Here is a 24,493-nt window from a genome sequence, read left to right as displayed (position 1 = left end):
CTAACACCTTCATTTTCCATTTAAAATATTAGTACAAAATACCAATTGTACAAATGAACCATATAAATATTTCCATTTTAATTGAAATATTATCAAGTAAAATTGAAAAACAAACCTCAAAAAACAATCTTAAATTCCAAAAAATATCAAAAATAGACAAACCTATATACACTGAATGATTTCTATCCCATTAAAATCCAAAAATAGGTCAAAATATTTCCAAAACATGTGATTTTACCAAAAATCTTCTCCGAAATATATAGTACCGCCAAAATACTCTCAAAAATTCAAATTTATTTTAATTTTTATCAAGTATTATAGAAATGTTTAAATAGTCTTCATTACATCATACCAAATAAGATTTTAATACAATTTATAGAGATAAAGCACATTTTTTTAAGGGGATTTGAGGAGGCTGAAGTTTGAAAAATAAGTATACAGTACTAATAATATTTATTTCATGTTTTATATCTTTAGTATCAGGCTGAATTCCTGAAAAGCAGTCCAGTAAGCCTCATAATAATAACGGGGTTTCTTTAATTATTCTGACACGTGGGTAGAAATAAATGTCCAGTTTTCAAGCGATAAAACTAAATCAAAGATTTTAGTGAATCTAGCTGACCCAAGCGATCCTGAAACAGGGTTTTGTATTATAAGGCATCCCATGATGGCAGGCAACGAACTTGAAAACAACTTGAAAACAGCCCTGAAATCTTATGAAAATTCAGATTACCATGTTTTATCTTAAAATAAATCCAGTATAAGCGGTGAAAAGGCTTATGAAATACTGTTTACCGTAGACCAAGGTAGCACCTATATTAAGCAGGAAGAGTTGTGGTGCAAGCACAACGGTTCACGGGATAGCATTGCATTCTTTTCAACTCCCTAAAAATTATGATAAATCATAGAATACATTTAATATAATACTCAAAGCTTTAAATTCGATTAAAAGGTGAAATAATGGAAATAAAGAAAGAAAACATGAATTTCTGTCCTGAATGCGGTACAGAAATTGAAAAAAATGCCAGAAACTGCAAAAAATGTGGATCATGGTTTGAAAAATCTGAAAAAAATGACGTAAAGAATGAATATTCCAAAATCCAGCCTGAAAAAACTGTTTTGGATGTAAAATATGAACATTCAAATGTCCAGTCCACCCATAAAACAGCTTTATTTATAATCATCACCGGCGGGCTTTATCAGCTTTACTGGTTCTACCGAAACTGGAGAGACCTTAAAACCCACAAAAACCTGGATATCAATGTAGGACTTAGAACAGTGGGGCTTTTCATTCCCCTGGTTAATATTTATTTCGTAGTGAATCAATTTAAAGACATTAAAAGTTATGCAGAAGAAACCGGAGTTAAAACATACTCATTGTGGACAGTACTTATAACATGGGTTTTATTTGCCTATTTATCAACCAGACTATCACTATACGGTAATCTAGTGGCAGGTATAATCTCCTGGATACTCATCTTAGGGTTGGCCGTTCCATTTGTCATGGCTCAAAAAACATTGAATGAATACTGGATAAAAGAACAGGGTGACATACCACCCAAAGGATTATCCGGAGGAGAAATACTTGTACTGGCAATCGGTATATTGTTAGCTGCTTTAGAATGGATAGGAATCATATCGCTGCTTTCTGGGGCTTAAAATTATGATAATTATTCAATGAGGAAAATTTTATTGGAAAATTGGGATCGCTCATGTCTATGATCCTGTGTATGAGTTATACTTTATGTTAAATTGTGGTTTTAATTGATTATATGGGATTTATCTTAAAAAAAATACAATTTACTTAACCAGACACACGAATGAAGCGATATTATTTACACAACATTCTGGGCATGAGCGATTGGGATGTGATTACAAGTTTAAAAGGGAATTTTTGAGATAAGTTATATACTTTAATTTAGATTTAAAGATATTTCCATTACGTATTTGGAAAAATATAATATGGAATTATTCCATAACTACTCTTTAATTAAATGAAGTTAGGAAATAGCATGATGAAAGAAAAATCAGCGATATGTCCTGAATGTGGTAAAAAAATTCAAAAATATGATAGAATATGTAAACACTGTGGGTCATGGTTTAAAGAGTTAACAAAAGAAGAATATTATTCTATTCAACTGGTAAAGTGCAAAAAATGTGGAGCAATTGTTAAAAATAAAAATGCAAATTTCTGCCAAGAATGCGGGGTGAAACTTCAAAAAGAAGATATAAAACCTAACGAATTAAAGAAAATACACATTACATCTGAAAAAGAAGCATGGCCAAAAAGAATAGCAATTTCTCTGGTCATATGAGGCATTGTTAACCTGGCATTCGCATCGCCATTTTGCGGTGGGCTTCTGATATTTTTCTCAATCTTGATATATACATCAAGGAATTCTATTGCAAGTTATGCCTTTGGAGTAATATGGCTTTTTTTAGCATTTATCCAGTTGGTAACAGGAACCGTTTATATACGTGATGCTTCATTTTCAGATAGTTTACTATTTATCCTGCTTTCTGTTGTCAATTTCATCTTTGCAGGATATTCAATATATAAAACTAGAATTTTAAATGATTATGAAACTGGAAAGAAAGCCATAGTTTAAGTTAATTATTTAATCCCTTTGGATAATGGTATAAATATGAAAAAACTTTTTGATGGCATCCCAAAGAATTTTTTGGCATTTAAATTTTAAAAACAACTTTTTATGGATGCTATTCTATAAATAGACATCAAAATTTATCAATTAGCCATCTTCAATCATTTTCAGGACTTTATTAATAAAAGCTTCAATTTATTTTTAAGAGTGTTTTAATGGCATTTTCTAAATCTTTTCCCATAAAAGGTTTGGTTATGTAGCCGTTACGTATTTGTTATGGTTATATTATAATATAATAGTTTTTAAAAGTATTACATATATATTAAAAAAAATAGAATCCAAAAAGGAATATCTAGAATTTATGATCTAAAAAAGAATACAAATTAATCTAAATCTATTGGTTCGTGAAATTGATATTTACAATCGTTACACCGGAAATACATTACAAGATAATGACTGTCGTAACTAACGTCTTCAACGTTACTAGATTTACATTCAGGACATTTAACTGACATTTTAATCATGCTCCTCTTCAATAACAGTTATAATTTTACCTTTCAATTCAAATTCTTTAGACATAAAATCAGGGTGGTTATGGCTATCTCCTTTAAAATCTGGCTGTTCATCGTAAAATTCAGATTCTGCAATCTCATGATAAATTAAATCAGCTAAAGCATATCTAATCAAACTGGGTTTATTTCCTACAATTACAATCTCGTTTCTAGCAGGATAAATATAAGCTGTTGGAAGTTTACATCGTTTATTAATGAATGTGATTGTGTAATCGTCGAATTCATCATTTAATATTCTTTTAAGAATATCTAACTGAAATTGCATTTACTCACCTAATACTTTTCTTGCTGTACTGACATCATGCCTATTCAATACTTCTGATGTGGTATACCTTGATTTACTGATTTTTAGTATGTGCCGTGCCTCTGATTTACCCATACCATATCCTGTGTTTATTTCTTCATTATCCTCTTCACAAAACGTTTTATTGTCCATATCAATTTCTCCTTTACTGTTAAGCGTAAACAGTTATTACAATGATAGAAATAATCCTGTTCAGTTTCATAATACAAATAAACAGGACTTTTACAGCGTTTGCATTTCATAAAAATCACTCTTTATCTTGAGAATATTTTTCAAAATTATAACGGTGTTCTGTAAAATGCATATTAGAATCAGATAGATGTAAAACTGGAAATCCCGCGGTTTCTGGGGGATATAATTTCTTTTTAGCGTAGCCTCCATATCTCATGAAGCTACCGCTTAAAGCCAATAATCTTGTTTTTTGAATTCCTCGATGGTAATAATCTGCTGCTTTTGTTTGGAGCGTATGCATGTGTGCATGTGCTAAAATATCATCATTCCAAGTCTTAGCCATATCATAAACTACTCTAAGCTTCGTATGGGGTAATGTTGAAGCCGAAACTCCATGGGTAGTAGTTAAAGAATATTCCTTATTTGGTAATTGTAAATTGAAAGTACAAACTTCATCAAGCCAAGGTACTTTTAAATCGTCTGCCAGATGTAATGTTTCGGTGATTCCAACTGGTTTTTTGCTTCTGTCATCATGGTTTCCATGATGCAATCCCAAACATTTACTTTTAACTTTTCTAAACAGATATTTTGTAGTTATTTTTTGTTCATCAGGAGTTAATATCTGTTCTACCCACCCAGAACCTACTGAGTGTGGAGTTGCAAATTCCATATAGTCCCCCATTCCAATCCAGTACATATTTTTACTATTTTTTATCATTTCAAAAGTATCATATGTAAACTGTTTTAGCCAGTTTGGGCTTCCTATATGTATATCCCCAATTAAAGCGATTTTAATTGGTTTTTTAAATTTTTTATCAATTTTTTCAGTAGGTTCCATGTCTGGAATATCTAATTCAAATAGATCATCTGTCAAAAAGAATCACCTCAATAGTTTAAAAAAAAGGTAAAGTTGTGTATTTAAGTAAAGTAAAAAAAATAGTGTACTCAAGTAAAGTAGTATACTAAAAACATGCTAAACAGTAAAAAAAATAATGTTGATTATGTTTTACCGTCGTCGCTTAAAAGCCAAGGATCGTTATAACTTAAAACTTTGTATCCTAAACTGCACATTGTACGTCCAATAGGCAAACCTCCACTCGCAGCTTCGGCAACATCAAAAACAGTCCAATCTTTAAACTCTTCACCTTTAACACGTAAAACAATATGTCCTATGTTATATTGTCCTGAACTGGATTTACAGGCTACATGAACATAATCAACTTGATATTTAGTTCTATAAACTTTATTTAATTCAAATATAGAGGCATGTCCTATTTGTGCAAAATCTGCACAGTTAAGCCCTTGATTATTAATTAAACGTGTTAATGCCTTTCCTTGCGGATATATGTCATTGCTGTAATGGTCATATTTTTCATTAGCTTTTACAAGGTTGTAGAATTGTGTTGCTGTTTTGAATGTGCCATTTACTGCTTTTTCTATTGTTTTTAGTAATTCTGTTTTAATTGGATTTGTTGATACTGGAGTTGAGTCTTGTAAAACCATATTAACATTACCGGCACATTTGCCATTCTTTTTAAAATAATTATTGCTTCTTGTGAGTGCGTCTTGTATGTCTTTTTTAAGTATCTTTTTTCCATTAATTGATGCGTAGCTTGGTAGTTTTCCATTTTTAAAAACATATAGTAACGTTCTTTCAATTACATCTTGATAATTATCACGTTTTATTTTTTCAGTCATGCATTTCACCCCTAAAAATTTAAATAAAAAAAAGTTAAAAATTAAATGAATAAAAAAACAAAAGTCTACATAATATTCCAATTGTTCCACAAAGTAATATTAAATAAATAAAGATTCTATGAGTTTTATGACTCAATTTAATCGCCTCGAATAGAGCTGTCGCTAATCTATAAAAAAATTAAATAAAAAAAGACATTAATTAGATATTATTAACCTTATTATCCCATTCAGATTGTGTAATTACTTCTTTTTGTATCAATAATTCAATTAACAAATCCAATTTACCTGTATTTGGCACATTAAAATAAGAATAAATAGGTGATTTATCATATGTTATTTTGTAAACATCGACTAATCCGTCAGTTTCAACCTTTTCTATGCTTACAATACTACGTCCATTTTCGCCACCAGTTGGCGATGTGGGGTTTATCATACCCACTACAACTGGATTATTCGCATCATTATCCAAATAAGATACAATAACCTTATCGTCTTTCGTTAAATCTAAATTTGTGACAACTTTAATGTTAGTTAAGTCACCTAAATCCTCATTAACTGAATCTAAATGCAAATTAACTGTTTTATTAGCATTAACTTTTGTTACAGTGGCATATTCATTCCCTATTGTTTTATTTACGTCTTGAGTAGTTGTACATATTAAATCAGATAAACCTGTCATGTGATCACCTAATTAATTATGCTGTCCTTTTCCACTTAGAAACCACCAAATAAGGAGGCATATTATTATGTGCTACTCCAGACCCTTTATTTGACTCATTTACACTGTGTGAATGGTTAGGTACTGTATGTGTATGTGCGGGTGTGCTGTGTGTATGTGCGCCTCCAGAGTTGATAACATCTGAATTAGAAGCATCCCCGACATCAGTACACCTTACAGCCGAACCATTTGTTGGAGATTGTAATTTGTAGTTAATTGAATGCGTATGCGCTCCAGATGAACCTGTCGCACTGTTACCTCCTGCCGGTGTAGTAGTTTGTCCTGATGAAGGGATAGATACATCATGTTTATGTACTGGCATTTGTGCCTCTGTTAATGTGTGCGTTGCACTTCCCCCGGTTTGCCCTGCTGTGTATATGTCCCCTGCTGCTAGGGTGAATTTGTCTTTTATCTGTGTCCATGTTCCTTTCCATCCAGATAGGCTGTTTGGGTTGATATTTGTTGCAAATTCTACTATTGAACCTACAGGGTAGAGTAAATCGAATACTTTGCTTGCAATATTTGCAGCTGTGTATTCTGTTGCTAGTACAAAATCAGAAGCATGTTTATTATCAACTGTATCTGAATCCATTCCAGAGCCAGATCCATCATTTTCTGAATCCCATTGTTTATTCCATGAGTTCCAGGTTCCACCGGAACCTCCATTATAATACCCCCTCACGTAAACTGTGGTTTTATAAGCTTCAAATAATGTATATCTCTGCCATACCATTGATGTACTATATGTAAATACTTCTAAAACTCCAGCGTAAGGAACAGGGTAATTTGAACCATTTGCAGCATTTGCATTTGAAGGTTGAAGATAGATACCTGTACTCATATAAGTATTTAAATCGGCACTAGAAGGAATAACGGTTGGATTTACATACATGAATTTATTTAGATCGATCCCTCTGAAAAAATCAGTATCAACTCCAGATCCCGCACCATCGACAGTTAAAAGTTTTGATTTTATATCCGAAGCAGTATATACACTACTATTTAATTTAGTTGCAAGTGCGTTGTTTATTGAAGTTATATCCGATAAAGATGCTTTACCTGCTAAAGCATTGTTTATTGCAGTTATATCTGATTGATTAGCTTTAGCAGCTAATTCAGAAACTAAACCAGTTATATTGTCTTTGGGTATGCTAAATTCAGATCCGCTTATTTTAGCTTGGTTCTGATATTCAAAAGTTATATCAGTTACTCTAGCTCCATTTTGAAGTGTGAATATAATATCAACTGGCTTATGTTCAATATTATACGTATTTAAGTTAGCTCCACTTGTAATACTTGCTATTAATTCTGTTCCTGTTTCACTATCTTTCATTGAACAGGTTACAGTTCCAGTTTTAGCAAAAGTTATACTATTCCACCACTTAAAACTGCTGAAATTAGGATACACACGTAAAGTAAAGCTCTGATCATTAGCTGATGCTGTAAAACCATCACCTGTGTTGGTACATGTGTTATTCATAACCTGTACAATACTAAATAGTGCTTTGGTTTTATTTTCAGTAGTTGGGTATTCCCCTGTTTTAAATGCTTCTGGAAGGGTTATTTTTGGTTTGATTGTGATTATATCTGTTAAAATGTTTGGATTATTCAGTCTTTCTGCATAATTGGGGTCGTCTGCTGTGAAATATTCATTAACATCTTCTACCATTTTTTACATCTCCTATAATTAAACTGTGACACGTATATCGTCACCTTTCCCATCTATTAATTCGTAAGTGTCTATATCGAAAATAAAAACAAAATTTGAGCCAGTTATTTGTATTGCCGTTTCATCGTTTACTATTTGACAATTATTAACTAGCTTTGAAAAATTAATTTTATCCCAGAAAACTTCATCCATACAACCCTTAATAGCTAATTCTAATCGTTCAGTATCTATATCAACCATATACATATCCCCTAAATAACATACTCTTTATAAGTAATATTAACAAGACCGATATATGGTTTAATCAAATCTACAAGCGTTGTATCTTCATCAACCTGAGTATTTAATCCATGAGGATATTTCACGGTTAAACTACCGACGCTTTTTTGTAGCCTATCAGTTACTGTTTTTTCAATGGTTTCGGGATCGGTTGAATAATCTGCTACTGTATCATACTCTTCAACAGTAATATTGTCTGTTGCAGTTATAACATTGCTTACATCATCTGATATAATTATATCGCCATAGTTACATCCAAAAATAGTAGATAACGTGTTTTTGATTCCATATATAGTTATTGATTCATAGCTAACTGCGATTAAGACTTTACGATAAATATCATCAGTTAAACCATTCCTTTTAATTTTATATTTTTTACCCCAATTAATATCAAGATATAAGCCTGTTGCGCTTAAAAGAACACGATTATTGATGCTTTCCCCTATATGGTCATCGACTAAATCAAAACCTTTATATAAATTATAGAAAAAAAAGCCAGTAGGTGAATGGGGATTCATGAAATTGTTTTGTTCATCCATATTAAGGCATACCTCATCACCTCTCAAGCTAGAATCGTCATATGGCAATTAGGTCACCTCTGTAATTCGAGTATCCAATGTGGATGTGTCTGTTGTAAATACTTCGTACACAGAACAATCAGCGGTAGCAGATGGACTTATAACTACATTAGTTACCCCTTCGATACTGGCTATTAAAAATTTAATGTCGTCAGTACTCCAACTTTGCCCTAAATTACGGCTTGTAAAATATGATTCAACAACAGTAATTATCTTGTTTTTAATAGCACTCCAAGTATAATTACTGCCAATCTGTACTTGAATAGTATTTGATGTGAATACTGATACTTCTGTAGCAGGGGTTAATATAAGGTCGATTCCCCCTACATTATATTTATCTGTATTAAATAAGCTTGTTAATGCTGCTAATGTAGTTGAAACTATTGATTTATCTTTACAGTTAAAAACAAGTCCAACGGTAGCAGTTTGATCTGCTGGACGGTTAATGAAGTAACTGTCATGGATATTATCTACACTGTTTGCTGTTGCTTCATACCATCCTTTGCTACCGGGGGGGAAGTTGTCAGGTGCGCCTAATAATCTTTCATGATATGACTCATTGTCTTCTTCATCTTCACCATTGGTAAATGCGTTTGGATTTGTAATAGTTAAATCGTAAGGATAATCTGTTATCATTGTGTCGATAGCTCCAGCAAGGACATTACCTACAGTCCCTGAAATAGTACATACAACTTTTACCTGTACGGTTGAACTGTCTTTTACAATAGTTGCATCTTCGTCTAATACGAAAGTTACTGAGTCTTGAGTTGATGCGATCGAACCTTCAGTAAAAGTAATATCTTCTGTTGCGGGACTGGTAAGTGCAATCACAATAACTCCACTACTTGAAACTTCACCATTACGCGGTACCCCTATTGAATTTCCCCAATAGTCGAGATAATCCCCTGTCATGCTAAATGGGAGGGTGTTAATTTCTGATTCATTAATTCTTTCAAGTTGTTGGAAAATAATTAATGCCTGTTGGTATAGTGCGTGATAAGCCTGTGAACCAGGGGTGTAGTCTGTTACTTTGTTTAATCCTTCGAGTTGTGCTTGTTGTTGTATTTCAAGAAGGTCATTTACTATGTCGGATAAATTAACTATTTCCCCTGTTGGTTTTGTGAAATATAAATCTTCATACATTTATTAGTCCTCCCTCATTTGTGACTGTTAAATCAATTACGCTCTTATCAACAAGTAACAAACTCATTTCAGCAATAATAGCCTTGCCCTCAAAGGAACATTCAAGTTCTAAAACTTCCCGTACTCTTGGTTCAAGGTTTAATGAATCTTTGATAATTAAATCAAGCAATTGTAAACTGTTATGGTTAGTAGGTTCCCCCGCCAATTCATCAAGGTTACAGCCATAGTCTTCAAGATAATCATAAATAATAATATCTGTAAGTAACCTATTGTGTATGGCTTGTTTGGCATTATCTAAACCTGATACTAGCATTAAGTCACCTGTTGAAGTTAGTTCTCCGTTTGAACTGTAATCTATCCCAAAAATGTCTTCATTCATTTATATCACCGTTCTATCAGCATTATAATTACTTGCACCGTCACTTGAACAATCATAAATTTTACCATTATAAGTATTCCATAAATGACCGTATGTGCTTAATCCAAATCGTGCTTTTCCATGCATAATGCGAACTTTAACCCCTATACCTAAACACATTGTGTAAAATATCCATGCGAAATCAGTACAATTAGCTTTCTTCTGATTCCAGCATGTTTGCATTGCAGATGTATCTTTATTGTAACAACTGCCTTTCCCTTTCCAATGATCGTAATAAAATGAATAAATGAATCCTCCACTGCCATGCACTTTGAGCCATTTATAAATAGCATCAATACTGCCTAATTCTTTTCCTTTTAACATTAATGTTCTTTCAATCGCTGTCCCGGCTTTAATTGCAATATTACTACTTGTACTTGTTGTTTTTGAGTCGCTTTTATACTCTTGATCGGGCATAGGCATAGATTCTAATAACTCGGCGGTCATAGTTTGATTGCTAATATCAACTTTAACGCTGTCAATCCAATACCTAGACTGTCTATTATCTTTGAATTTTTCCAATTGTAAAAGACAGTATTGTTCTGCTTTCAATTTAGGGAGCATTTGGAGTGTTAATGTACCTTTATATTTTGACTTACTGTTTGCTTTATAATAGTTATTTGCTTTGCTTATTGCTTCTGCTTTCGTTAATTCGCATTTAGCAGCAACAACACTTGAAGCTGAAGAAGTTGCACTGTTGATAGTTCCCGCAGGTGTTAATTTACGTGTGGATCCGGGATATGTATCTCGTCCTGTTACTCCGCAGAAATCAGCATCACATTTTAAACAGGCGATACCTCCTTCGACTCCAAATTTGCCTCGTCCATTTGAGAGTGTTCCTTGTCCGAATCCAGTTAATGTACCGCTTCTTTTGCATGTGGGGCAATAGTTTTTCCATGATTTAGTAGTTAATTTATATGGAACGCTTGACTTTTTAGGATAACAAGTAATAGTTATGGATGATTGTGTTACAACCCATTTAACCCCTGCTAAAACTTTAAATCCCTTGTATATTACGGACATGGTTTTAACAACCTTCTTCCCTATCAAAAATCTGTCCCCACACTGCTACGAGGTTGTCATTTTGAACATTTGAAATTGTATCCCCTTCTTTTGTAAGAACAGTAGCGCCGGTGATTATATTACTTGCGTCATATTCTTGACTGTAATCATATGCGGATTTGAAAATATAACCTTCCTGTGTTTGAGGTAACGGCCTATAAATCAGTATTCCATCTGCATTTACATAGCATTCTATTAATTGCCCTGCTTTGTAATCTAACCAACGTAGTTGTTGTATTATATCCCATCTAACTACATTTTTCCAAATTAATTGTCCATGTACAGCTTTTGTTTTTTCAATTCCGGCTGTTGAATAATTTAAACTGTTAAGTATTGCTTTAATAATTCCATCACTTGTTCCTCCGGACCATGTTGTATATGATTTCCCGAAGAAAAGACGAGTATAATCAACGCATTCATAAGAATAAGCCCCATCTTTAAGTTTAGATCCGGGTTTAATTATCTGCCCTCCAAATGGACGGTGATTATTTCCAATAATACGAATTCTGTCACCTTCATTCAGTTTTTGGATTGAGTTAAAATTGGCTGTGCTGGCTTTTGCGCTGTTGAATTCAATGCTCGCATTATTAAAAGGGATGGTTTTAAAGTTAGCTGTGCCTTTTGTTGTGGAATGTGAATGGTAAATAACAGAAGTCATAATAAAACACGCCCTTTTCTTATTTTATGTCGTATAATTTTTTGTAGAATGCTATTGTTTTTGTATCCCATACTCCGGTTTGTGGTAATTTACGTTTTTGTTGTGCTTTTTTAAGCTCTTGTTCTGTGTATTTACTGAACCAACCATCAAGCTTATACTTTAGATAGTATCCTCCAGCTTGGAGGAATATTTGTAATCGTTTGACACATGCTACACCTTTTTTAGATTCATATTGCTTACGGCTCATTGTAGGGCATTTAGTTAGTAAGTATTGAGTGTTAGCGGAGCATGTGGCTTTAGATGGAGTAGTAGTACTTGGCTGGTTAGATGGAGCTTTGCCCCAAACCCTAAAAGTTTTAGCAGTAACAGGAGCGGGGATAACTTCTTGTAACTCCCAGTCAATTTCAAAGTTACCTCCACTATCTTCTTCTTTGTCAAACTTGGTTATGATGTATTTTCCATTGTATTTTGCATAGGAATTACTAACTAAAAATTTGGGAGTCTTTTTAACTATATCTGCCATAGCTTGATAGTCTTGTATTCGGTGTTCTTTTCCATGACTGCTTGTTTCAAGTGCATGTACTATTGATTTAAAGGTTAATTTACGCCCTGCTTCAGATATGAATGTGGTATCACTAGCTGTTACTCCTATATGAACATTTGTAGAGTGCTGCATATCCTTAACTTCTTTAATACTTTCATCAATAGCGTTAATATCCATTCCATTTAGAAGTAGAATAGTATATTTTCGTCCATCTCTCCTTTGAATCAAATCTGTATCTATAGTCATGTTTATCCACTTTTACCTGCAATTAAATTCTCTTTCCATAATTGTTCTTTAACTGCTTTAACAATACGATCCGCTGCTTCTGCTTCGCTCATAATCCCTTCCTGATTTATGTATTGTACAATAGGACGTTGGTTATTCCCATTTGAAGTAGCTGTAAGACTATTGTTTATTTCTGTAGCGTCAAAACCAAGACTAGCAGACCCATATCCTGTAGGGGTCGCTACTGATAAACTAGGGCTTCCAAAACCTGAAAGGATAGATGCACCTAACCCTTTTGCAGCAGCATTAGCATTACTTTGAGCGCTTACTATTCCATCAACAACATAACCCATTTCACCACCAATAGCACGAGCGATATGTCCCGGGCTGGCTATACCTAATGCTTGCATAGCCCATTTAACAATATTACCAAACACGGCTTGGACTTGTGAAAATATGTAACCTGCGGCACCTGCAATTTTATTTCCAATGTTTATCATTTCATTCCAAACAATTCCAGGTAATCTACTTACATAACTCCTAGCCGTATTTACTACATTGCTGAATGTGGAAATAATAGTGTTGATTATACTAGCTCTGAAAGCAAGGAATTTAGTTACTAATCCTACTAAATATCCCCAAATTACCCCTCCGATATTGCCGAAAAAGCCAGCTATGGCTGTCCATGCTCCGATAAGGGCATTTCTAAATCCTTCATTTGTAGTCCATAGATAAATTAATACAGCTATCAAGGCGATAATTGCAATTACAACGATTGTGATCGGATTTAAACTCATAACAAAATTTAAAGCCGCCTGTGCTGCTGTCTGCGCCCATGTTGCCAATGTCAATATTCCCGTTTTTATAGCACTTGCAGCAGCCATAACTCCACTTTTTACATAGTTTGCACCTGCTGTCAAAGCACTTTTACCTGAATTGATAAAGGCAGTTCCAACATCTTTTATTTTACTACCTGCATTTGAGGCAAAACTAGTTATTGTCGATCCTGCACTGGTTAAAGATTTCTTAGTCGTACTCCCTGCATTTGATATAGATTGGCTTAAACCTTGGAATGATCTTTTAACCGATTCCACTCTTGTAGCGGGGCCTACTCCATTTATACGCGTTTTTAAAGTTTGCAATGTTTGTGATGGGTGTAATGCTGCGTTTCCCAAACTTTTTAAGTCCCCCACAGTTTTGCCTATCTGTAAAAAGTTCCATGCACTACGAATAGAACTAATAGCTAAAACCAAGGCTATGAAACTTCCACCTAATAATCCCAAAACTCCAAATATTTGTTGTACTGGAGCAGGAGCACTTTTAAATGCAGTAGTAACTGAGTTAAGCCCGTCAGTTGCTAATTTTAATGCAGGGATCAATGTAGGTAATATTAAATCTCCTACAAATTTAAATAATCCTGCTTGGGCTTTGTCCATCTGCTGTTTCATACCGTCCCATGACTTTTTATATTCATCATTAGCTGTAGATCCACTCTTAATAGAAGAGGCAGTACCTAATACTCTTGCACGGGTTGTTTCATCCATATTTTTAAAAGCTTCTTTTATATCTTCTTCATTATCACTTACATCAAAGCCTAATTGTCGCATTGCATTTCCTACTTCTGGCAATGACATCGCGAATTGACTGGCTAAACGTCTAGCATCTATATTACCAGATTTTACAAATCTGGAGAACATTTCGCCAACATTGTTCACATCTCTACCAGTTACAAATGCTGCTCCAGCTATTCCTTCGAATGAGCTTTTAAGTACTTCCGAATTGGTAACTCCACTGTTGGCCATTTGTATGAAGAATTCTCTTATTTGCCCTCCAGAACGCCCCGTGTCTTTTGCTATTTGAGTTACAAGTGGGCTGTATGTTTGTTGTACTTGTGCAGCGGTTAATCCTGTGCTTTTCATTGCAAGGGCCATTCTTGACCATTGGCTACTTACATTACCACTTGTATCTGCCCATGAAAGCATTGTAGATACTATACCTGCACTTGCGAGTCCTGTTGCAACAGCACTTAATCCTTCCCCCGCAGTACTTGCGTTATCCATTTCATCAGACGCATTACTTGCGCTATCAGATACTTCTTCAACACCTGCTCCATCTACCTTTTCAAGATCTCCAGACAAGTTATTTGCTGCTTCATCTGCATTTTCTAAACTTTCAGCAGCGTTATCTGCTGATGTACTCGCTTCATCAAGTCCTGAATTATCCATGCTTGAAATCGCTTCACCGGCACTTTGTGCATTTGTTTCTACTTCTTGTAGTTTTGCAGCGAGTTCTTCTACACTTGCAGTATCGGCATTAGTGGATACATCAATCACATATTGGTTGTCTGACATGGTTCACGCTCATTAAGATTTGTTTAGTGTAATAAAATAGTAAGAATTAAATAGTAATTAATTAAAAAGATAAAATTAAATAAAAGTAGATTAAAGGAGGGAGTAACATGAAAAAAATAATATTAATAACTGCATTGCTCTTGTTAGCAGTTGTAAGTGTCTCAGGATGTACGTCTAATCAAAAAGAATATAATTTAACTGTGACAAATGCAACAGATTTTAATGAGGATCATGCATTATATGCAATTTCACCACAAAAAGACGATGCATCATTTGGTTATATCAATTTAAAGTACGGTACAAAAACAATAAATGGAATAAAAGTATATTATGATGTGTATAATGATACTGAAGAGAATCATGTGAATGGTGAAACATATTTTGAAAAGAATGGTAAATGGTATATGATAACTTGGCAAGATATAGAAGGAAATCCTAATAAATCATTGATTGACAGTGAGATTAGTGATAAAATAAAAAATATATAAAAAATTAAGCTGTTCTCTCAATGACCAGTTCAACAATAAAATTAGTAGGTAACGCCTGACCATCCCCTGTATGGGTTTTAACTAAAGTTAAAGCATCTCCAACAGCAACATTCAAATTAGCAGGGGTAGCGGATAACGTTAAAGCTTTTGGAACCCATTGAGATACAGTATTTGTACTGTTAAATGACATTGAGGCTATACTAGCATTACTTTGGGTTTTGTTTTGTATATCTAAACTACTGTAATTTGTAGCTTGTCCAAATGCCGCATCTGCTAATATTTTAACTGATTTGACCGTCCCTGCAAAGTCGATACCTTCGATTGGTAATTCAAAATCAGTCCCAGCTGTATCCAATGTTGATCGATTGAATTTTATTTTATATTTTCGCCCTGTTACATCTAATTTTTTGTAATCTACAGCATTATCTGCTAGTTCAGTATTACTTACAGAACCTGCTGCGAGAATTCCTGCTGCTGCATTAGTTATTCTTTCATCTAATTCAGTTAAAACTTCTCCTAATTTTGAGGGGATAACTCGTCCTGCGTGTCTAAATAATTGTGCTACTGGATATTTTAATGCCATAATATTTCATCTCCCATTAAATTGTTAATATTCCTTTTTTCTTACTTCTCCACCGTATTATCTCTTGACTAATCACATCAAAAGCAATAATCTGGTATCGACTTAAATTTTTATAATCGTTTAAATCTAATTTCAGTATGCCTGAATCAACCATACGAGTTATGTGTCCGAGTTCTCCGTTTTCATAGTTGAGAACTCTTTTTAAAAATTTCGCCTTGCTTTCTGTTCAAGTTCATCCATATCAAAATCAGATTCTTCCATGATTTTATTTGCAATTCGTGTTACCATTCCTGCTGTGAATATTTTAAATATCTGTTCTGGTGGGAATGGTTTGTTTGTTTTTTTGTTTATTAGGTATTCTTCGAGTATTTTACGGTTTGCTGATGCATCTGCTTTTTTAATTAATTTGCTTGTTTTTTCAAATGCAGCCTGTGATATTACTTTCATTCTGAATTCTAGTTTTGCACCGTGATAATCAATATAAGTGTCTTTTTCGTATTTGTCGTTTGTTATTTTTTGCTCTGTTTCGGCGATTAACTCTTCTATTGAGATTGACCTTGCTTCTGCTTCCATTTCTACTTCATTACTCATGTAAACAACCCCTATTAAAAAAAAAAGAATAATTAAATTGCTTTATTTTCTTTCTTGATTATATCCACATTAAAACTGAGTTTAGGCACAATACCATCGTCTGGGTTCCATTCTTCGTCGTCTGTTGAAACAGTAGCTCTTAAACCAGTAATTGTTCTTTTATATGGGGTTCCATCTCTTAGATATGCAGTTCCTGTAACGACAACCTGATCTAAATGTCCCTTATCTAATATTTCTTCGAAATGAGTAACTTCTTGTAGAGTATCGGGTAATAATACTGTTTCTACGTCTATAGTTCCGCCTGTGGTGTATGTTCCAGTGTTGACTGTTCCGCCGAGGGTGTTTCGTGTGTTGACTTTTTTCTCTTTTTTGATTGTGGCTTTATCTGCATATTTAAGCGCAAGGTCGCCTATAAATATGACTCCTTCTTTTAAGCTTATCATTGTCTTAAGCCTCCTGTGAACTTACTTCAACACTTGTAGGTGTAACTTTAACAAATAAACGTATTTCAGTGATTACATCTGGTATGAACAGTTCTAATTCTGCTTTAACGCATTTGGTATCGCATGCTGTGATTTCATATTTCATATCCGATATAAGTCTTAAGTCAGTGTATTTTTGTTTTCTAACTTCAAACATGCTCCTAATGAAGTCATATGTTGCGTTGATGTTTGGATCTCCAAATATATCCCTTAAAGCAAGATCCCCGACAATATAATCTTTAACTCTTTCGATTGCCATATCTCGACCAGTAGGGGTCATGATGTTGTTTGTGATTACTTGTCCAAGTCGTCTGTTGATTATTTTCTGTGAATGTAAACCATTTTCTAAGATTGTATCATATATATCTGGCAGTGATTCTTTAGTGCCCTGACCAATGACTCCAGGTATGATTTTACCTGTTTCAGATGCATTAACCAACTGTCCAGCAGTATAGGCGACATCCCATGCAGCAGTATTAACTCTGTTAAGTGGTTCTGCATCTCCTTCTAACTGTTTTGGTGTGGTTATAAGTTTGTATGCCCCTCCTGTTTTGAAGAGTGTGTTTATTGCAGTTACGTCGCTTTCTGTTTCTACAGTAACCGCTGAGATTAATCCCCAAGGTAATTGGGCGGCGTACATGTCATCTCGTAATTCTTTGATGTTTGCGAGTAGAGCTGCGTCAAGTACATCTGCAACAAATAGTATGTCGAATTGTTCATCTTTAATTAAGTCAAGTGCATCTGCTAATTTATCAGCAGTTAATGTGTAATTTAATACTTCTTCTACTTCTGATGTTATGTTCACGACTAATAATTCTTCTATTCCAAGGCTGTTGCCGTCACGTCTGAATAGATATTCAAGTGCATGATAACCTAATGCACCTTCAGGAATTGTTGTTACGCCACCTTTGAGTTCTTCTAATGCTTTTCTTGAACTAGTATAACTTTTAATTGTACTGTCTACATATGGAAAGGCTCCGATTATTACAACTACTCCAGCCATTCCCCCCCCTAGGGTTACGGTGCTTTCTACATCTTGTACTGTGATTGTTGGTTCATATATAACCATGAATATTAAGCCCCCTTGTATTTGTTCATATATATTGTGAATTTTCTTTTAGTGTCAACATCATAGCCATTTTTAGCTATGTATAATAGAAATCCTGCTCTTAAATATTTCTTTTCTTTCTGTAATTCCGTTTTTAGGTTAAAAGGGTTTTCAATAACCTCTTCTTCTTCTGGTGGGGTGGGTTCGGTTGTTTCTTCCACTTTTTCTTCATCTGCCATTTTATTCATCTTCCCCGTTAATTTTTACAATCATTTCACAGACATTATCAACTTCAATATCAGTATTAGTTTTTATACGCTGTTCTTTTGTTTGTACAATAACACTACGGCCTTTTAATGCAAATTTACTCCCATAATCACTACTATGTTTCATGAATATGGGTTGGAATCTTCCGAGACTTTCATCATTTTCAAGTACTTCTTCTATCACTTCTAATGCTGTTCTGGTTATCTGTGAAACCGTCTTATAATCAGCATTCTTTGTTTTAACGAATATCTGAGTAAGTGCCGTATAATGCGAACTATTCATTGTTTTCTTTTTAAGATCGTTAGTTACATCTGCTACAAAAATAGAATTAGAATTAGATGCCAATGCGCCTTCAAAAGGATATTCAATTTTAAACTGTTGCAATAACTTATTTGTGTCTTGTGCTTTGATTAAAGCGTTGTAAATCATTACATCGCTTGTTAATGATGTATTTTCGCCAAGTTCTATCATTTGTATCATGTTCCTAATTTTGTCATTATTTCGGAGTTAAACAGTTCATCCGTATCCTGTTTTATATAGTCCAATGAAGGCGCTACGAATGGTTTAGGACTTGTCCCTGGATGTTGTACTGAATGGGTGATAACAAATGCCCCATTCCAGTTAAAAGCAAGTAATGGATTTCCTTCAATGATATGGGGTCTTGATCCTTGTTCTATTACGATTGGATATGGGAATCCTTCATCTGATGTTGCTGTAGCTCCAACTTCAGCTGTTCCGTCTCCTGTGGGGTCTACTTCGATAGTGTCATGCATGTTACTTGTAACGATAGATTGGTTCATTGAGATGAATTGTTCTTGATATGCTTTGATTCGTTCTGCTACTGCATTTGCTAGTGTTGTTGTTGATTCTTTTAATGTTTCTTTATCTTTGTTTAACTGTTCAACTGCTGGAGCTAAGACTTGTGATAGTATGTTATCTCCTTGTATAACATTGATTATGTCATCTAATCCTTGTGAATCGGCTGTTACTGTTACTTGTGTGCCTGTTTCGGGTATTATATCTGTCATGAGTCACACCTAAAAAAAAGATAATTAAGGATTCATGAGTGAATGTAACCCTATAAAATTAGTTCTAACGAATTTATCAAGGATATTACACGCCTTTTTATATAATCGCCCACCCTGTGAGACGACATATGTGCCTTCCATTGCATCGTTGTTAATTTGGATATTGTATTTATTCCAAAGGTTAGAAGCTGTTAGTTTGTACACTGCATTCATGAATATTTCAAGGGTTATTTCGTCTAAGTCGGATATATCTAATCGGTTAGTGTAAGATAATGCTTCGTCGAATGCTGAATCATAGAAATGTTCAACTTCCTCTATAGTAACAGTGTGATTTGAGTTAAGGTTTTGTAAAACAGTGTCGTCAGTTGTATCTAAAAATGGTTCTAATTCAGTTGGTTCAGTGGTTGGAGGCGTGATTATTTGCCAGCCGTCTAATTCAATAAGAATTTTATCAGATATGGAAGAAGAAAATGGAGGTTTACTTGTGTTTGATGGTTCTGACAATTAAAACTACCTCCAAAAAACTATTTTAAAATAATATTAGCTGCCTTTACCAATACCCTGGACTACTCCTAATTTCCAAGGGGCAGGAATACCAAATGCTGTGAAAGTAGCGAGTAATGAATCATTTGAAAGTTTAGTCATTCCTAATTGGAACTCGGAAACAGGCAATAAGTTCTTGTTAATAACAGCACTACTATCTACTACTGCAAGTATATCTTCACTGGTAGCATCTACTTCGCCATCTTCATCTAATGTAACAAGATTTTTGTTAGTTATAACGGGTATTAATCCGGTAGGGGCTTTGTAAGATTCCATCCATCCCCCCGGAACAAATTCAAGATTTCCAACAGTAATATCATTTAACTGTTGCTCTCTTGTTAATTGTCTTGCAACTCTTGCAGTTGTAACAATACAATCAGGAGTCCCGCCTTTTGCAATGACCCTATCAAGCATATCATCAACATAATCTGTAGAAATTGGTTCCCCATCAATATCTTCTTTGTTTTCGGCGAGTTTATTTATTCCATCATAACTATTAGCATCTACTGTGTGATCCCCAAGTAAAAATGCTTTGTCTCTTCGTGCGGATATGTCTAAATATCCATCTTGTCTGTCGTCATCTACAAGATCTACATTTGAATTACCCATTTGAGCCAGTAAAGACACTTCAATTGGATATGTAATTACTTTCATGTTTGCAAATTTTTTCTCCCATGTTTTACCCCCATATTCTGGGAGAGATCCAGAGATAAGTCCCCTTTCATCTGTGAATTTAGAGCTGTTCCCATTCCCTTTTTCTCTCCAACCTATGATTGCACTTGTACTACTTTGCACTCGTCCTTTGTTTGCTAGAAAACTTAAAAATGGAGCTTCTGCTATTTCCCTATTTTGAATTACAGTATCGTAATCTATTTCGATTATGTCTGCTGTGGTTGTTGTATCTTGAGGGTATGCGGTTTTTTGCATTTCCTTCTGTAATAATCCTAATAATTCGTTAATATCTTCTGAGCTTCCAAATTTACTTGCTAAATCTGCCATATTTTCATCTCCTTATTATATTTTTTAGAAATTGAATGAGTTTTTTGCTAACTCTTTTGTACTTTTAATCGGGAATCCAAGGTGATTAACACGTTCTTCTTTTCCTTTTTCTAATTCTGTATCGTCTAATTTGGTTTCGTTTATTTTTATCTTAGGCATTTTTATTTTGGGCTGTTTACTTTTCTGTGATTCAGCTGCTGTTTCGGTTGTAGTTTCAGTTGTAGATTCTGTCTGTGTAGTGTCATCTTCTGAACCTTTAACCACATATTTTAGTTCAACTTCCTGTAATTCACCTAATGTTACAGTGTCTCCATCAATGCTATAATCTACTTTGTAATATTTGTCCTCATCCCACTCTTGGATGACTACAGCATCACTAAAAGTTAATGCAAGTCCAATATATGTTTTATTTCCATTTTCGTCTTCAGGGAAGTATTTATCCTGTACTGCTGCCTTCACTTTGTTTTCTATTTCTTCAAATGAGTTTTCTTCGGAGAGTACATTCTCATTTGCAACTGATTCTGTAGTTGTTTCAGTTGCAGTATTTTCTGTTGTAGATTCAGTTTCTGTGGTTTCATCTGCTTTTTCCATTTCAACAGTTTCAGAGTCATCCATTCCATCAGCATAATTGACAACAGATTCACCGAAACTTTTTAACATTTCCTTAAATTTATTAACCATGGGTTTACCTCCATTTTTGGATTTTCTACTTTTTTCAAGATATTTATCATAAGAATACACATTTAAGCCATATTCATTAGCCGGTTCATCAACCAACGATAAAAAGACAGGTTTCATGCATTCTTTGTTCTCAATGTCTTTGTTGTAAAATAAATTACCTTTAACATCCTGTACTTCTTTTAAGCAGGTTGCATTTACATGTAATCTAAAATTAGGGGACACACCATTCAATTGATTAGATTTAATCATTTCAATAATGTCATCATCAGTAATCATCAATTCTTTAATCCAAGACCCAGCAGGTACAGTTCTTCCAGCGATTGTTTTATCTTCTGTTGAGATGTAATTACTAATCGTGGTCACGCCCTCAACTTTCTGTTTTTCATGAAATAGGTCGTGGCTGCTTTGGTTTGCTTCTGTTGTGAATACTTGTTTTATTGTTTTATGGTCCCATGTGTCGCCTTGGCTGTCTTTGTATAGTTCGGGGTCTGTTTCGCCGTTTGCTAGGACTACGCATTCGATGTATAGTGCGTCTTTTTTGGTGTCGTAAGTTACAATAATATCACCTCCCTTTTCTGTGGAGTTTAAAAAATTAGAAATAAAAAATTAGTATATTAGTAATCTCAAAAAAATTAAGAAGTTTAAATTACTTCTCCTTCATCAGGAACTGGATCAACATCACCTAAAACAAACCTAGGACATTCACTTAAATCAGCAGTTGGATCAACATCGCCACACAGTATTTGACGTATAGCGTCTATTTTCATCCCTACTATCTGAAGTGTTCTTGCATCTATCAATTCCACATTTACAGTTCCATCCTCACCAACAGAATCAAATAAATTTCTTATTTTTTCTAAAGCTGTTTGAAATAATGAATTTTGTTCTTCTTCTTCTGTAAAAGTTAGTTCTATATTTGAGGGAGTTGTTTCTGATATTCTCATGGTGCAACACCCCGTATATTGGATTCAAGTGAAATAAATGCAAACACATTTCTATCCAGAGGATATGCTTTTAAGTTAGCTCTTGCATTCCGTTCCTGAATAGTCCTATATTTGTTTGATAAACATATTGTTTTTATTATTGTGTCTGCTTGTTGCGCAGCCGATGCATCAGAACCTATGTATATTTTATCTGATTTTAAACTTGGTAATGAAGGATTTGTTTTTGGTGTTCCTGCACTGTTACCATCTATAGTTAAGTCTAAAACTGTTGATTTCCATCCCATTGTAGCTTTGTGTATCACATTTGCTAAAGTTGATGAAGCTACTGTTACGGTTGCTGCTACTCCACTGTGATTACTTATTGCAGCTCCAAAATTACCGGCAGTGTTTCGTAATGAAAATATATCTTGGCTAGAACCTATTCCTGTGTAAAAAATACGGTGTGATGGTGCTGTAGCATCTTTAAAACTATCATTTATTATAAATTCAAGTTCTACTGTTCCTTCTGATAAATTTAAACCATTTGTAGATACTGTAAGTGTTTCTGCCGCTCTTGTAGTTCCTCCAAGAGTCCAACTCGTAGGGTATTTTTTATTTTCTAATTGAGAATAAGTGGGATTATTTGAAGGTGTGAATGTAACTGTACTATTTGTTACTGTGAAAACAAGACTATTTCCTGCTGTAACTGTACCTGTTGCCCCGCCAGATAAAGTTAAATTTCCTGAACTTCCTTTTATAGAAATTACATAAGTTCCGTTTAAATTTCCAGATGTCCATGCCTGATTAAATGTTTGACTTAATCCGGCGGGTAATATGTTAGTTGTAGAGGATTCTATCATTAAACCCATATTGCCGTTAATCGTCCAGAAACGAGGCGTATTTGCTTGAACTAGGTTAAAGTTTTGGTCATATGCTATACTATTTCGTAAAAAAGTGATTGGGATACTTTTTAATATGGTACTTGACAGTATGACTTTCTTACCATCAGTCAATACCAAGTTAATCCCTCAATTCATCTAATTTAATATGTAATGCTTTAGTTGAAGGGAATGTTACGTCTGCTTTAGCAACAATCACCGCATATAAATTTTGACTAGTTGAGATAGATTCAACACCCTGGTAAGAATCTGAACTTTTTGCCCTATAAGTTCCCCCAGTTAAAACATAATCCGATGGATTAAGATTAAAAGTAGCTACACATTTATCTATATCCTCAGAATTTAAAATATAAGTTTGACCATCCGCAACAGTAGATGATGATGGATTATCTGAAAAGAATGTTATTTCAAGTGCCGGTGTAATAACATTTGATGCAACCCTACCAACAAGGTTAGATATTAATCCTGTTCCTGCATTTTTTCGCATGGCTTCAGTAAGTGTTATTAAGCCACCTATAACCGTTCCAGACGTATATAATGTGGTTTGTATGGTTGGATTCATTCTTAAAATTTTAGTATTCCCTCCAACTTCACCTATATGATTTTCACCTGCTTGTAGGGTTGGTTTTGATGGGTCTGCTATTTGCCCCTCACCATCCCTAACAACCGTATCCAACGCTTTACGTTTAATAACCCCACTTACAAATTCGGTGACTGTAACCCATTTTGTTTTTTCATTTCCGTTGTTATCTTTGTCTGTTGGGTCGTATCCTCCAATAACTGGCATAATTATTCACATCCCCATCTTTTTTATTAATAGAATAAACTTCGTTAAATTTCACTATAACGATCTACGTTTTTATTTGAACGTAAAATCCATTTTTAAATGTGCTAAAATTGTATAACTGTTCAATTAATCAATATAAAAATAGTATAAAAATAAACAATGTTCAAACCGTTACGATTTG

Annotated in this window: 33 protein-coding genes; 5 read left to right on the top strand and 28 right to left on the bottom strand. The window is 34.1% G+C overall.

Annotated elements, in window-relative coordinates; genetic code table 11:
• The first annotated feature begins 607 nt into the window (after positions 1 to 607).
• From ASJ80_RS16870 to ASJ80_RS03905, 4 genes are all read left to right on the top strand, one after another.
• Entirely contained in the window at positions 608 to 748 is a 141-nt protein-coding gene (locus ASJ80_RS16870) for a hypothetical protein (protein ID WP_176720204.1), read from the top strand.
• Positions 749 to 960: 212 nt separating this feature from the next.
• A complete protein-coding gene (locus ASJ80_RS03915) occupies positions 961 to 1,659 on the top strand; it encodes a hypothetical protein (protein ID WP_069583123.1) in 699 nt (232 codons plus the stop codon).
• Between the two features lie 353 nt (positions 1,660 to 2,012).
• Positions 2,013 to 2,315 carry a zinc ribbon domain-containing protein gene (locus ASJ80_RS03910; protein ID WP_176720203.1) on the top strand — a complete coding sequence of 101 codons (303 nt, stop codon included), beginning with the start codon at positions 2,013 to 2,015 and terminating at the stop codon, positions 2,313 to 2,315.
• A 63-nt stretch (positions 2,316 to 2,378) separates the two neighbouring features.
• Positions 2,379 to 2,609 (top strand): hypothetical protein, encoded by a 231-nt coding sequence (locus ASJ80_RS03905; RefSeq protein WP_069583121.1) that lies wholly within the window; start codon positions 2,379 to 2,381, stop codon positions 2,607 to 2,609.
• A gap of 377 nt (positions 2,610 to 2,986) precedes the next feature.
• On the opposite strand, the gene ASJ80_RS17630 is transcribed toward ASJ80_RS03905, so the two are convergent.
• The 15 genes from ASJ80_RS17630 to ASJ80_RS03840 form a co-directional block, all read right to left on the bottom strand.
• Positions 2,987 to 3,118 carry a hypothetical protein gene (locus ASJ80_RS17630; RefSeq protein ID WP_255360676.1) on the bottom strand — a complete coding sequence of 44 codons (132 nt, stop codon included), beginning with the start codon at positions 3,116 to 3,118 and terminating at the stop codon, positions 2,987 to 2,989.
• Position 3,119: 1 nt separating this feature from the next.
• On the bottom strand, positions 3,120 to 3,440 hold the full coding sequence (locus ASJ80_RS03900; protein WP_069583120.1) for a hypothetical protein: 321 nt from the start codon (positions 3,438 to 3,440) through the stop codon (positions 3,120 to 3,122).
• Complete coding sequence (locus tag ASJ80_RS16865; RefSeq protein ID WP_176720202.1) at positions 3,441 to 3,611, bottom strand: hypothetical protein; 171 nt, start codon at positions 3,609 to 3,611, stop codon at positions 3,441 to 3,443.
• A gap of 115 nt (positions 3,612 to 3,726) precedes the next feature.
• Positions 3,727 to 4,524 carry a metallophosphoesterase gene (locus tag ASJ80_RS03895; protein WP_069583119.1) on the bottom strand — a complete coding sequence of 266 codons (798 nt, stop codon included), beginning with the start codon at positions 4,522 to 4,524 and terminating at the stop codon, positions 3,727 to 3,729.
• A 125-nt stretch (positions 4,525 to 4,649) separates the two neighbouring features.
• Positions 4,650 to 5,348, bottom strand: coding sequence for a hypothetical protein (locus tag ASJ80_RS03890; RefSeq protein ID WP_069583118.1), 699 nt, complete (start codon positions 5,346 to 5,348; stop codon positions 4,650 to 4,652).
• A gap of 199 nt (positions 5,349 to 5,547) precedes the next feature.
• Positions 5,548 to 6,027 (bottom strand): hypothetical protein, encoded by a 480-nt coding sequence (locus tag ASJ80_RS03885; RefSeq protein ID WP_069583117.1) that lies wholly within the window; start codon positions 6,025 to 6,027, stop codon positions 5,548 to 5,550.
• 16 nt (positions 6,028 to 6,043) lie between these two features.
• Positions 6,044 to 7,735 carry a phage baseplate protein gene (locus tag ASJ80_RS03880; protein WP_069583116.1) on the bottom strand — a complete coding sequence of 564 codons (1,692 nt, stop codon included), beginning with the start codon at positions 7,733 to 7,735 and terminating at the stop codon, positions 6,044 to 6,046.
• 18 nt (positions 7,736 to 7,753) lie between these two features.
• Positions 7,754 to 7,975: a hypothetical protein gene (locus ASJ80_RS03875; RefSeq protein ID WP_069583115.1), complete on the bottom strand. Its 222-nt coding sequence runs from the start codon at positions 7,973 to 7,975 to the stop codon at positions 7,754 to 7,756.
• Positions 7,976 to 7,986: 11 nt separating this feature from the next.
• Positions 7,987 to 8,601, bottom strand: coding sequence for a hypothetical protein (locus tag ASJ80_RS03870; protein WP_069583114.1), 615 nt, complete (start codon positions 8,599 to 8,601; stop codon positions 7,987 to 7,989).
• Entirely contained in the window at positions 8,602 to 9,735 is a 1,134-nt protein-coding gene (locus ASJ80_RS03865; protein ID WP_069583113.1) for a baseplate J/gp47 family protein, read from the bottom strand.
• The gene (locus ASJ80_RS03860) at positions 9,728 to 10,114 is read right to left on the bottom strand and encodes a GPW/gp25 family protein (protein WP_069583112.1); all 387 of its coding nucleotides are present in this window, start codon (positions 10,112 to 10,114) and stop codon (positions 9,728 to 9,730) included. Before ASJ80_RS03860 ends, ASJ80_RS03865 begins: the two co-directional genes overlap by 8 nt.
• Entirely contained in the window at positions 10,115 to 11,203 is a 1,089-nt protein-coding gene (locus ASJ80_RS03855) for a transglutaminase domain-containing protein (protein ID WP_069583111.1), read from the bottom strand. It abuts the gene before it with no gap.
• Complete coding sequence (locus ASJ80_RS03850) at positions 11,181 to 11,873, bottom strand: XkdQ/YqbQ family protein (protein WP_069583110.1); 693 nt, start codon at positions 11,871 to 11,873, stop codon at positions 11,181 to 11,183. Before ASJ80_RS03850 ends, ASJ80_RS03855 begins: the two co-directional genes overlap by 23 nt.
• A gap of 19 nt (positions 11,874 to 11,892) precedes the next feature.
• The gene (locus tag ASJ80_RS03845) at positions 11,893 to 12,663 is read right to left on the bottom strand and encodes a peptidoglycan-binding domain-containing protein (protein WP_069583109.1); all 771 of its coding nucleotides are present in this window, start codon (positions 12,661 to 12,663) and stop codon (positions 11,893 to 11,895) included.
• Between the two features lie 2 nt (positions 12,664 to 12,665).
• Positions 12,666 to 14,993: a phage tail protein gene (locus tag ASJ80_RS03840; protein WP_069583108.1), complete on the bottom strand. Its 2,328-nt coding sequence runs from the start codon at positions 14,991 to 14,993 to the stop codon at positions 12,666 to 12,668.
• A 107-nt stretch (positions 14,994 to 15,100) separates the two neighbouring features.
• Between ASJ80_RS03840 and ASJ80_RS03835 the strand changes: the two genes are divergently transcribed.
• Complete coding sequence (locus tag ASJ80_RS03835) at positions 15,101 to 15,481, top strand: hypothetical protein (RefSeq protein ID WP_069583107.1); 381 nt, start codon at positions 15,101 to 15,103, stop codon at positions 15,479 to 15,481.
• A gap of 4 nt (positions 15,482 to 15,485) precedes the next feature.
• Here the strand turns inward: ASJ80_RS03835 and ASJ80_RS03830 are convergent, their stop codons facing one another.
• The 13 genes from ASJ80_RS03830 to ASJ80_RS03770 form a co-directional block, all read right to left on the bottom strand.
• Positions 15,486 to 16,064, bottom strand: a complete 579-nt coding sequence (locus ASJ80_RS03830; protein ID WP_069583106.1) for a hypothetical protein — start codon at positions 16,062 to 16,064, stop codon at positions 15,486 to 15,488.
• Positions 16,065 to 16,265: 201 nt separating this feature from the next.
• Entirely contained in the window at positions 16,266 to 16,655 is a 390-nt protein-coding gene (locus ASJ80_RS03825) for a hypothetical protein (protein ID WP_069583105.1), read from the bottom strand.
• Positions 16,656 to 16,687: 32 nt separating this feature from the next.
• Entirely contained in the window at positions 16,688 to 17,098 is a 411-nt protein-coding gene (locus tag ASJ80_RS03820) for a hypothetical protein (RefSeq protein ID WP_069583104.1), read from the bottom strand.
• 4 nt (positions 17,099 to 17,102) lie between these two features.
• Complete coding sequence (locus ASJ80_RS03815; protein ID WP_069583103.1) at positions 17,103 to 18,206, bottom strand: hypothetical protein; 1,104 nt, start codon at positions 18,204 to 18,206, stop codon at positions 17,103 to 17,105.
• Positions 18,207 to 18,211: 5 nt separating this feature from the next.
• Positions 18,212 to 18,424: a hypothetical protein gene (locus tag ASJ80_RS03810; RefSeq protein ID WP_141705163.1), complete on the bottom strand. Its 213-nt coding sequence runs from the start codon at positions 18,422 to 18,424 to the stop codon at positions 18,212 to 18,214.
• Between the two features lies 1 nt (position 18,425).
• Positions 18,426 to 18,932 carry a hypothetical protein gene (locus ASJ80_RS03805; RefSeq protein WP_069583101.1) on the bottom strand — a complete coding sequence of 169 codons (507 nt, stop codon included), beginning with the start codon at positions 18,930 to 18,932 and terminating at the stop codon, positions 18,426 to 18,428.
• Positions 18,929 to 19,480 (bottom strand): hypothetical protein, encoded by a 552-nt coding sequence (locus tag ASJ80_RS03800; RefSeq protein ID WP_069583100.1) that lies wholly within the window; start codon positions 19,478 to 19,480, stop codon positions 18,929 to 18,931. The genes ASJ80_RS03805 and ASJ80_RS03800 overlap by 4 nt, the downstream gene beginning before the upstream one ends.
• A 24-nt stretch (positions 19,481 to 19,504) precedes the next feature.
• Positions 19,505 to 19,984: a hypothetical protein gene (locus ASJ80_RS03795; protein ID WP_069583099.1), complete on the bottom strand. Its 480-nt coding sequence runs from the start codon at positions 19,982 to 19,984 to the stop codon at positions 19,505 to 19,507.
• 36 nt (positions 19,985 to 20,020) lie between these two features.
• Positions 20,021 to 21,022, bottom strand: a complete 1,002-nt coding sequence (locus ASJ80_RS03790) for an SU10 major capsid protein (RefSeq protein WP_069583098.1) — start codon at positions 21,020 to 21,022, stop codon at positions 20,021 to 20,023.
• A gap of 24 nt (positions 21,023 to 21,046) precedes the next feature.
• Complete coding sequence (locus ASJ80_RS03785; RefSeq protein ID WP_245837446.1) at positions 21,047 to 22,225, bottom strand: XkdF-like putative serine protease domain-containing protein; 1,179 nt, start codon at positions 22,223 to 22,225, stop codon at positions 21,047 to 21,049.
• 119 nt (positions 22,226 to 22,344) lie between these two features.
• Complete coding sequence (locus ASJ80_RS03780; protein ID WP_069583096.1) at positions 22,345 to 22,647, bottom strand: hypothetical protein; 303 nt, start codon at positions 22,645 to 22,647, stop codon at positions 22,345 to 22,347.
• Complete coding sequence (locus ASJ80_RS03775) at positions 22,644 to 23,645, bottom strand: hypothetical protein (protein ID WP_069583095.1); 1,002 nt, start codon at positions 23,643 to 23,645, stop codon at positions 22,644 to 22,646. Before ASJ80_RS03775 ends, ASJ80_RS03780 begins: the two co-directional genes overlap by 4 nt.
• Before the next feature lies 1 nt (position 23,646).
• On the bottom strand, positions 23,647 to 24,312 hold the full coding sequence (locus ASJ80_RS03770; protein ID WP_069583094.1) for a hypothetical protein: 666 nt from the start codon (positions 24,310 to 24,312) through the stop codon (positions 23,647 to 23,649).
• Positions 24,313 to 24,493: the final 181 nt, after the last annotated feature.

The organism is Methanobacterium bryantii, assembly GCF_002287175.1.
GTDB classification, from domain to species: domain Archaea; phylum Methanobacteriota; class Methanobacteria; order Methanobacteriales; family Methanobacteriaceae; genus Methanobacterium_D; species Methanobacterium_D bryantii.
This window is presented reverse-complemented; position numbering and strand designations above follow the sequence as displayed.

Excerpts from the sequence above, each read along its gene's own strand:
- ASJ80_RS03915 (WP_069583123.1), top strand. The coding sequence starts at position 961 with ATGGAAATAAAGAAAGAAAACATGAATTTCTGTCCTGAATGCGGTACA.
- ASJ80_RS03910 (WP_176720203.1), top strand. The coding sequence starts at position 2,013 with ATGATGAAAGAAAAATCAGCGATATGTCCTGAATGTGGTAAAAAAATT.
- ASJ80_RS17630 (WP_255360676.1), bottom strand. The coding sequence starts at position 3,118 with ATGTCAGTTAAATGTCCTGAATGTAAATCTAGTAACGTTGAAGACGTT.
- ASJ80_RS03900 (WP_069583120.1), bottom strand. The coding sequence starts at position 3,440 with ATGCAATTTCAGTTAGATATTCTTAAAAGAATATTAAATGATGAATTC.
- ASJ80_RS16865 (WP_176720202.1), bottom strand. The coding sequence starts at position 3,611 with ATGGACAATAAAACGTTTTGTGAAGAGGATAATGAAGAAATAAACACA.
- ASJ80_RS03890 (WP_069583118.1), bottom strand. The coding sequence starts at position 5,348 with ATGACTGAAAAAATAAAACGTGATAATTATCAAGATGTAATTGAAAGA.
- ASJ80_RS03885 (WP_069583117.1), bottom strand. The coding sequence starts at position 6,027 with ATGACAGGTTTATCTGATTTAATATGTACAACTACTCAAGACGTAAAT.
- ASJ80_RS03880 (WP_069583116.1), bottom strand. The coding sequence starts at position 7,735 with ATGGTAGAAGATGTTAATGAATATTTCACAGCAGACGACCCCAATTAT.
- ASJ80_RS03875 (WP_069583115.1), bottom strand. The coding sequence starts at position 7,975 with ATGGTTGATATAGATACTGAACGATTAGAATTAGCTATTAAGGGTTGT.
- ASJ80_RS03865 (WP_069583113.1), bottom strand. The coding sequence starts at position 9,735 with ATGTATGAAGATTTATATTTCACAAAACCAACAGGGGAAATAGTTAAT.
- ASJ80_RS03860 (WP_069583112.1), bottom strand. The coding sequence starts at position 10,114 with ATGAATGAAGACATTTTTGGGATAGATTACAGTTCAAACGGAGAACTA.
- ASJ80_RS03850 (WP_069583110.1), bottom strand. The coding sequence starts at position 11,873 with ATGACTTCTGTTATTTACCATTCACATTCCACAACAAAAGGCACAGCT.
- ASJ80_RS03845 (WP_069583109.1), bottom strand. The coding sequence starts at position 12,663 with ATGACTATAGATACAGATTTGATTCAAAGGAGAGATGGACGAAAATAT.
- ASJ80_RS03840 (WP_069583108.1), bottom strand. The coding sequence starts at position 14,993 with ATGTCAGACAACCAATATGTGATTGATGTATCCACTAATGCCGATACT.
- ASJ80_RS03835 (WP_069583107.1), top strand. The coding sequence starts at position 15,101 with ATGAAAAAAATAATATTAATAACTGCATTGCTCTTGTTAGCAGTTGTA.
- ASJ80_RS03830 (WP_069583106.1), bottom strand. The coding sequence starts at position 16,064 with ATGGCATTAAAATATCCAGTAGCACAATTATTTAGACACGCAGGACGA.
- ASJ80_RS03825 (WP_069583105.1), bottom strand. The coding sequence starts at position 16,655 with ATGAGTAATGAAGTAGAAATGGAAGCAGAAGCAAGGTCAATCTCAATA.
- ASJ80_RS03820 (WP_069583104.1), bottom strand. The coding sequence starts at position 17,098 with ATGATAAGCTTAAAAGAAGGAGTCATATTTATAGGCGACCTTGCGCTT.
- ASJ80_RS03815 (WP_069583103.1), bottom strand. The coding sequence starts at position 18,206 with ATGGTTATATATGAACCAACAATCACAGTACAAGATGTAGAAAGCACC.
- ASJ80_RS03810 (WP_141705163.1), bottom strand. The coding sequence starts at position 18,424 with ATGGCAGATGAAGAAAAAGTGGAAGAAACAACCGAACCCACCCCACCA.
- ASJ80_RS03805 (WP_069583101.1), bottom strand. The coding sequence starts at position 18,932 with ATGATACAAATGATAGAACTTGGCGAAAATACATCATTAACAAGCGAT.
- ASJ80_RS03800 (WP_069583100.1), bottom strand. The coding sequence starts at position 19,480 with ATGACAGATATAATACCCGAAACAGGCACACAAGTAACAGTAACAGCC.
- ASJ80_RS03790 (WP_069583098.1), bottom strand. The coding sequence starts at position 21,022 with ATGGCAGATTTAGCAAGTAAATTTGGAAGCTCAGAAGATATTAACGAA.
- ASJ80_RS03780 (WP_069583096.1), bottom strand. The coding sequence starts at position 22,647 with ATGAGAATATCAGAAACAACTCCCTCAAATATAGAACTAACTTTTACA.
- ASJ80_RS03770 (WP_069583094.1), bottom strand. The coding sequence starts at position 24,312 with ATGCCAGTTATTGGAGGATACGACCCAACAGACAAAGATAACAACGGA.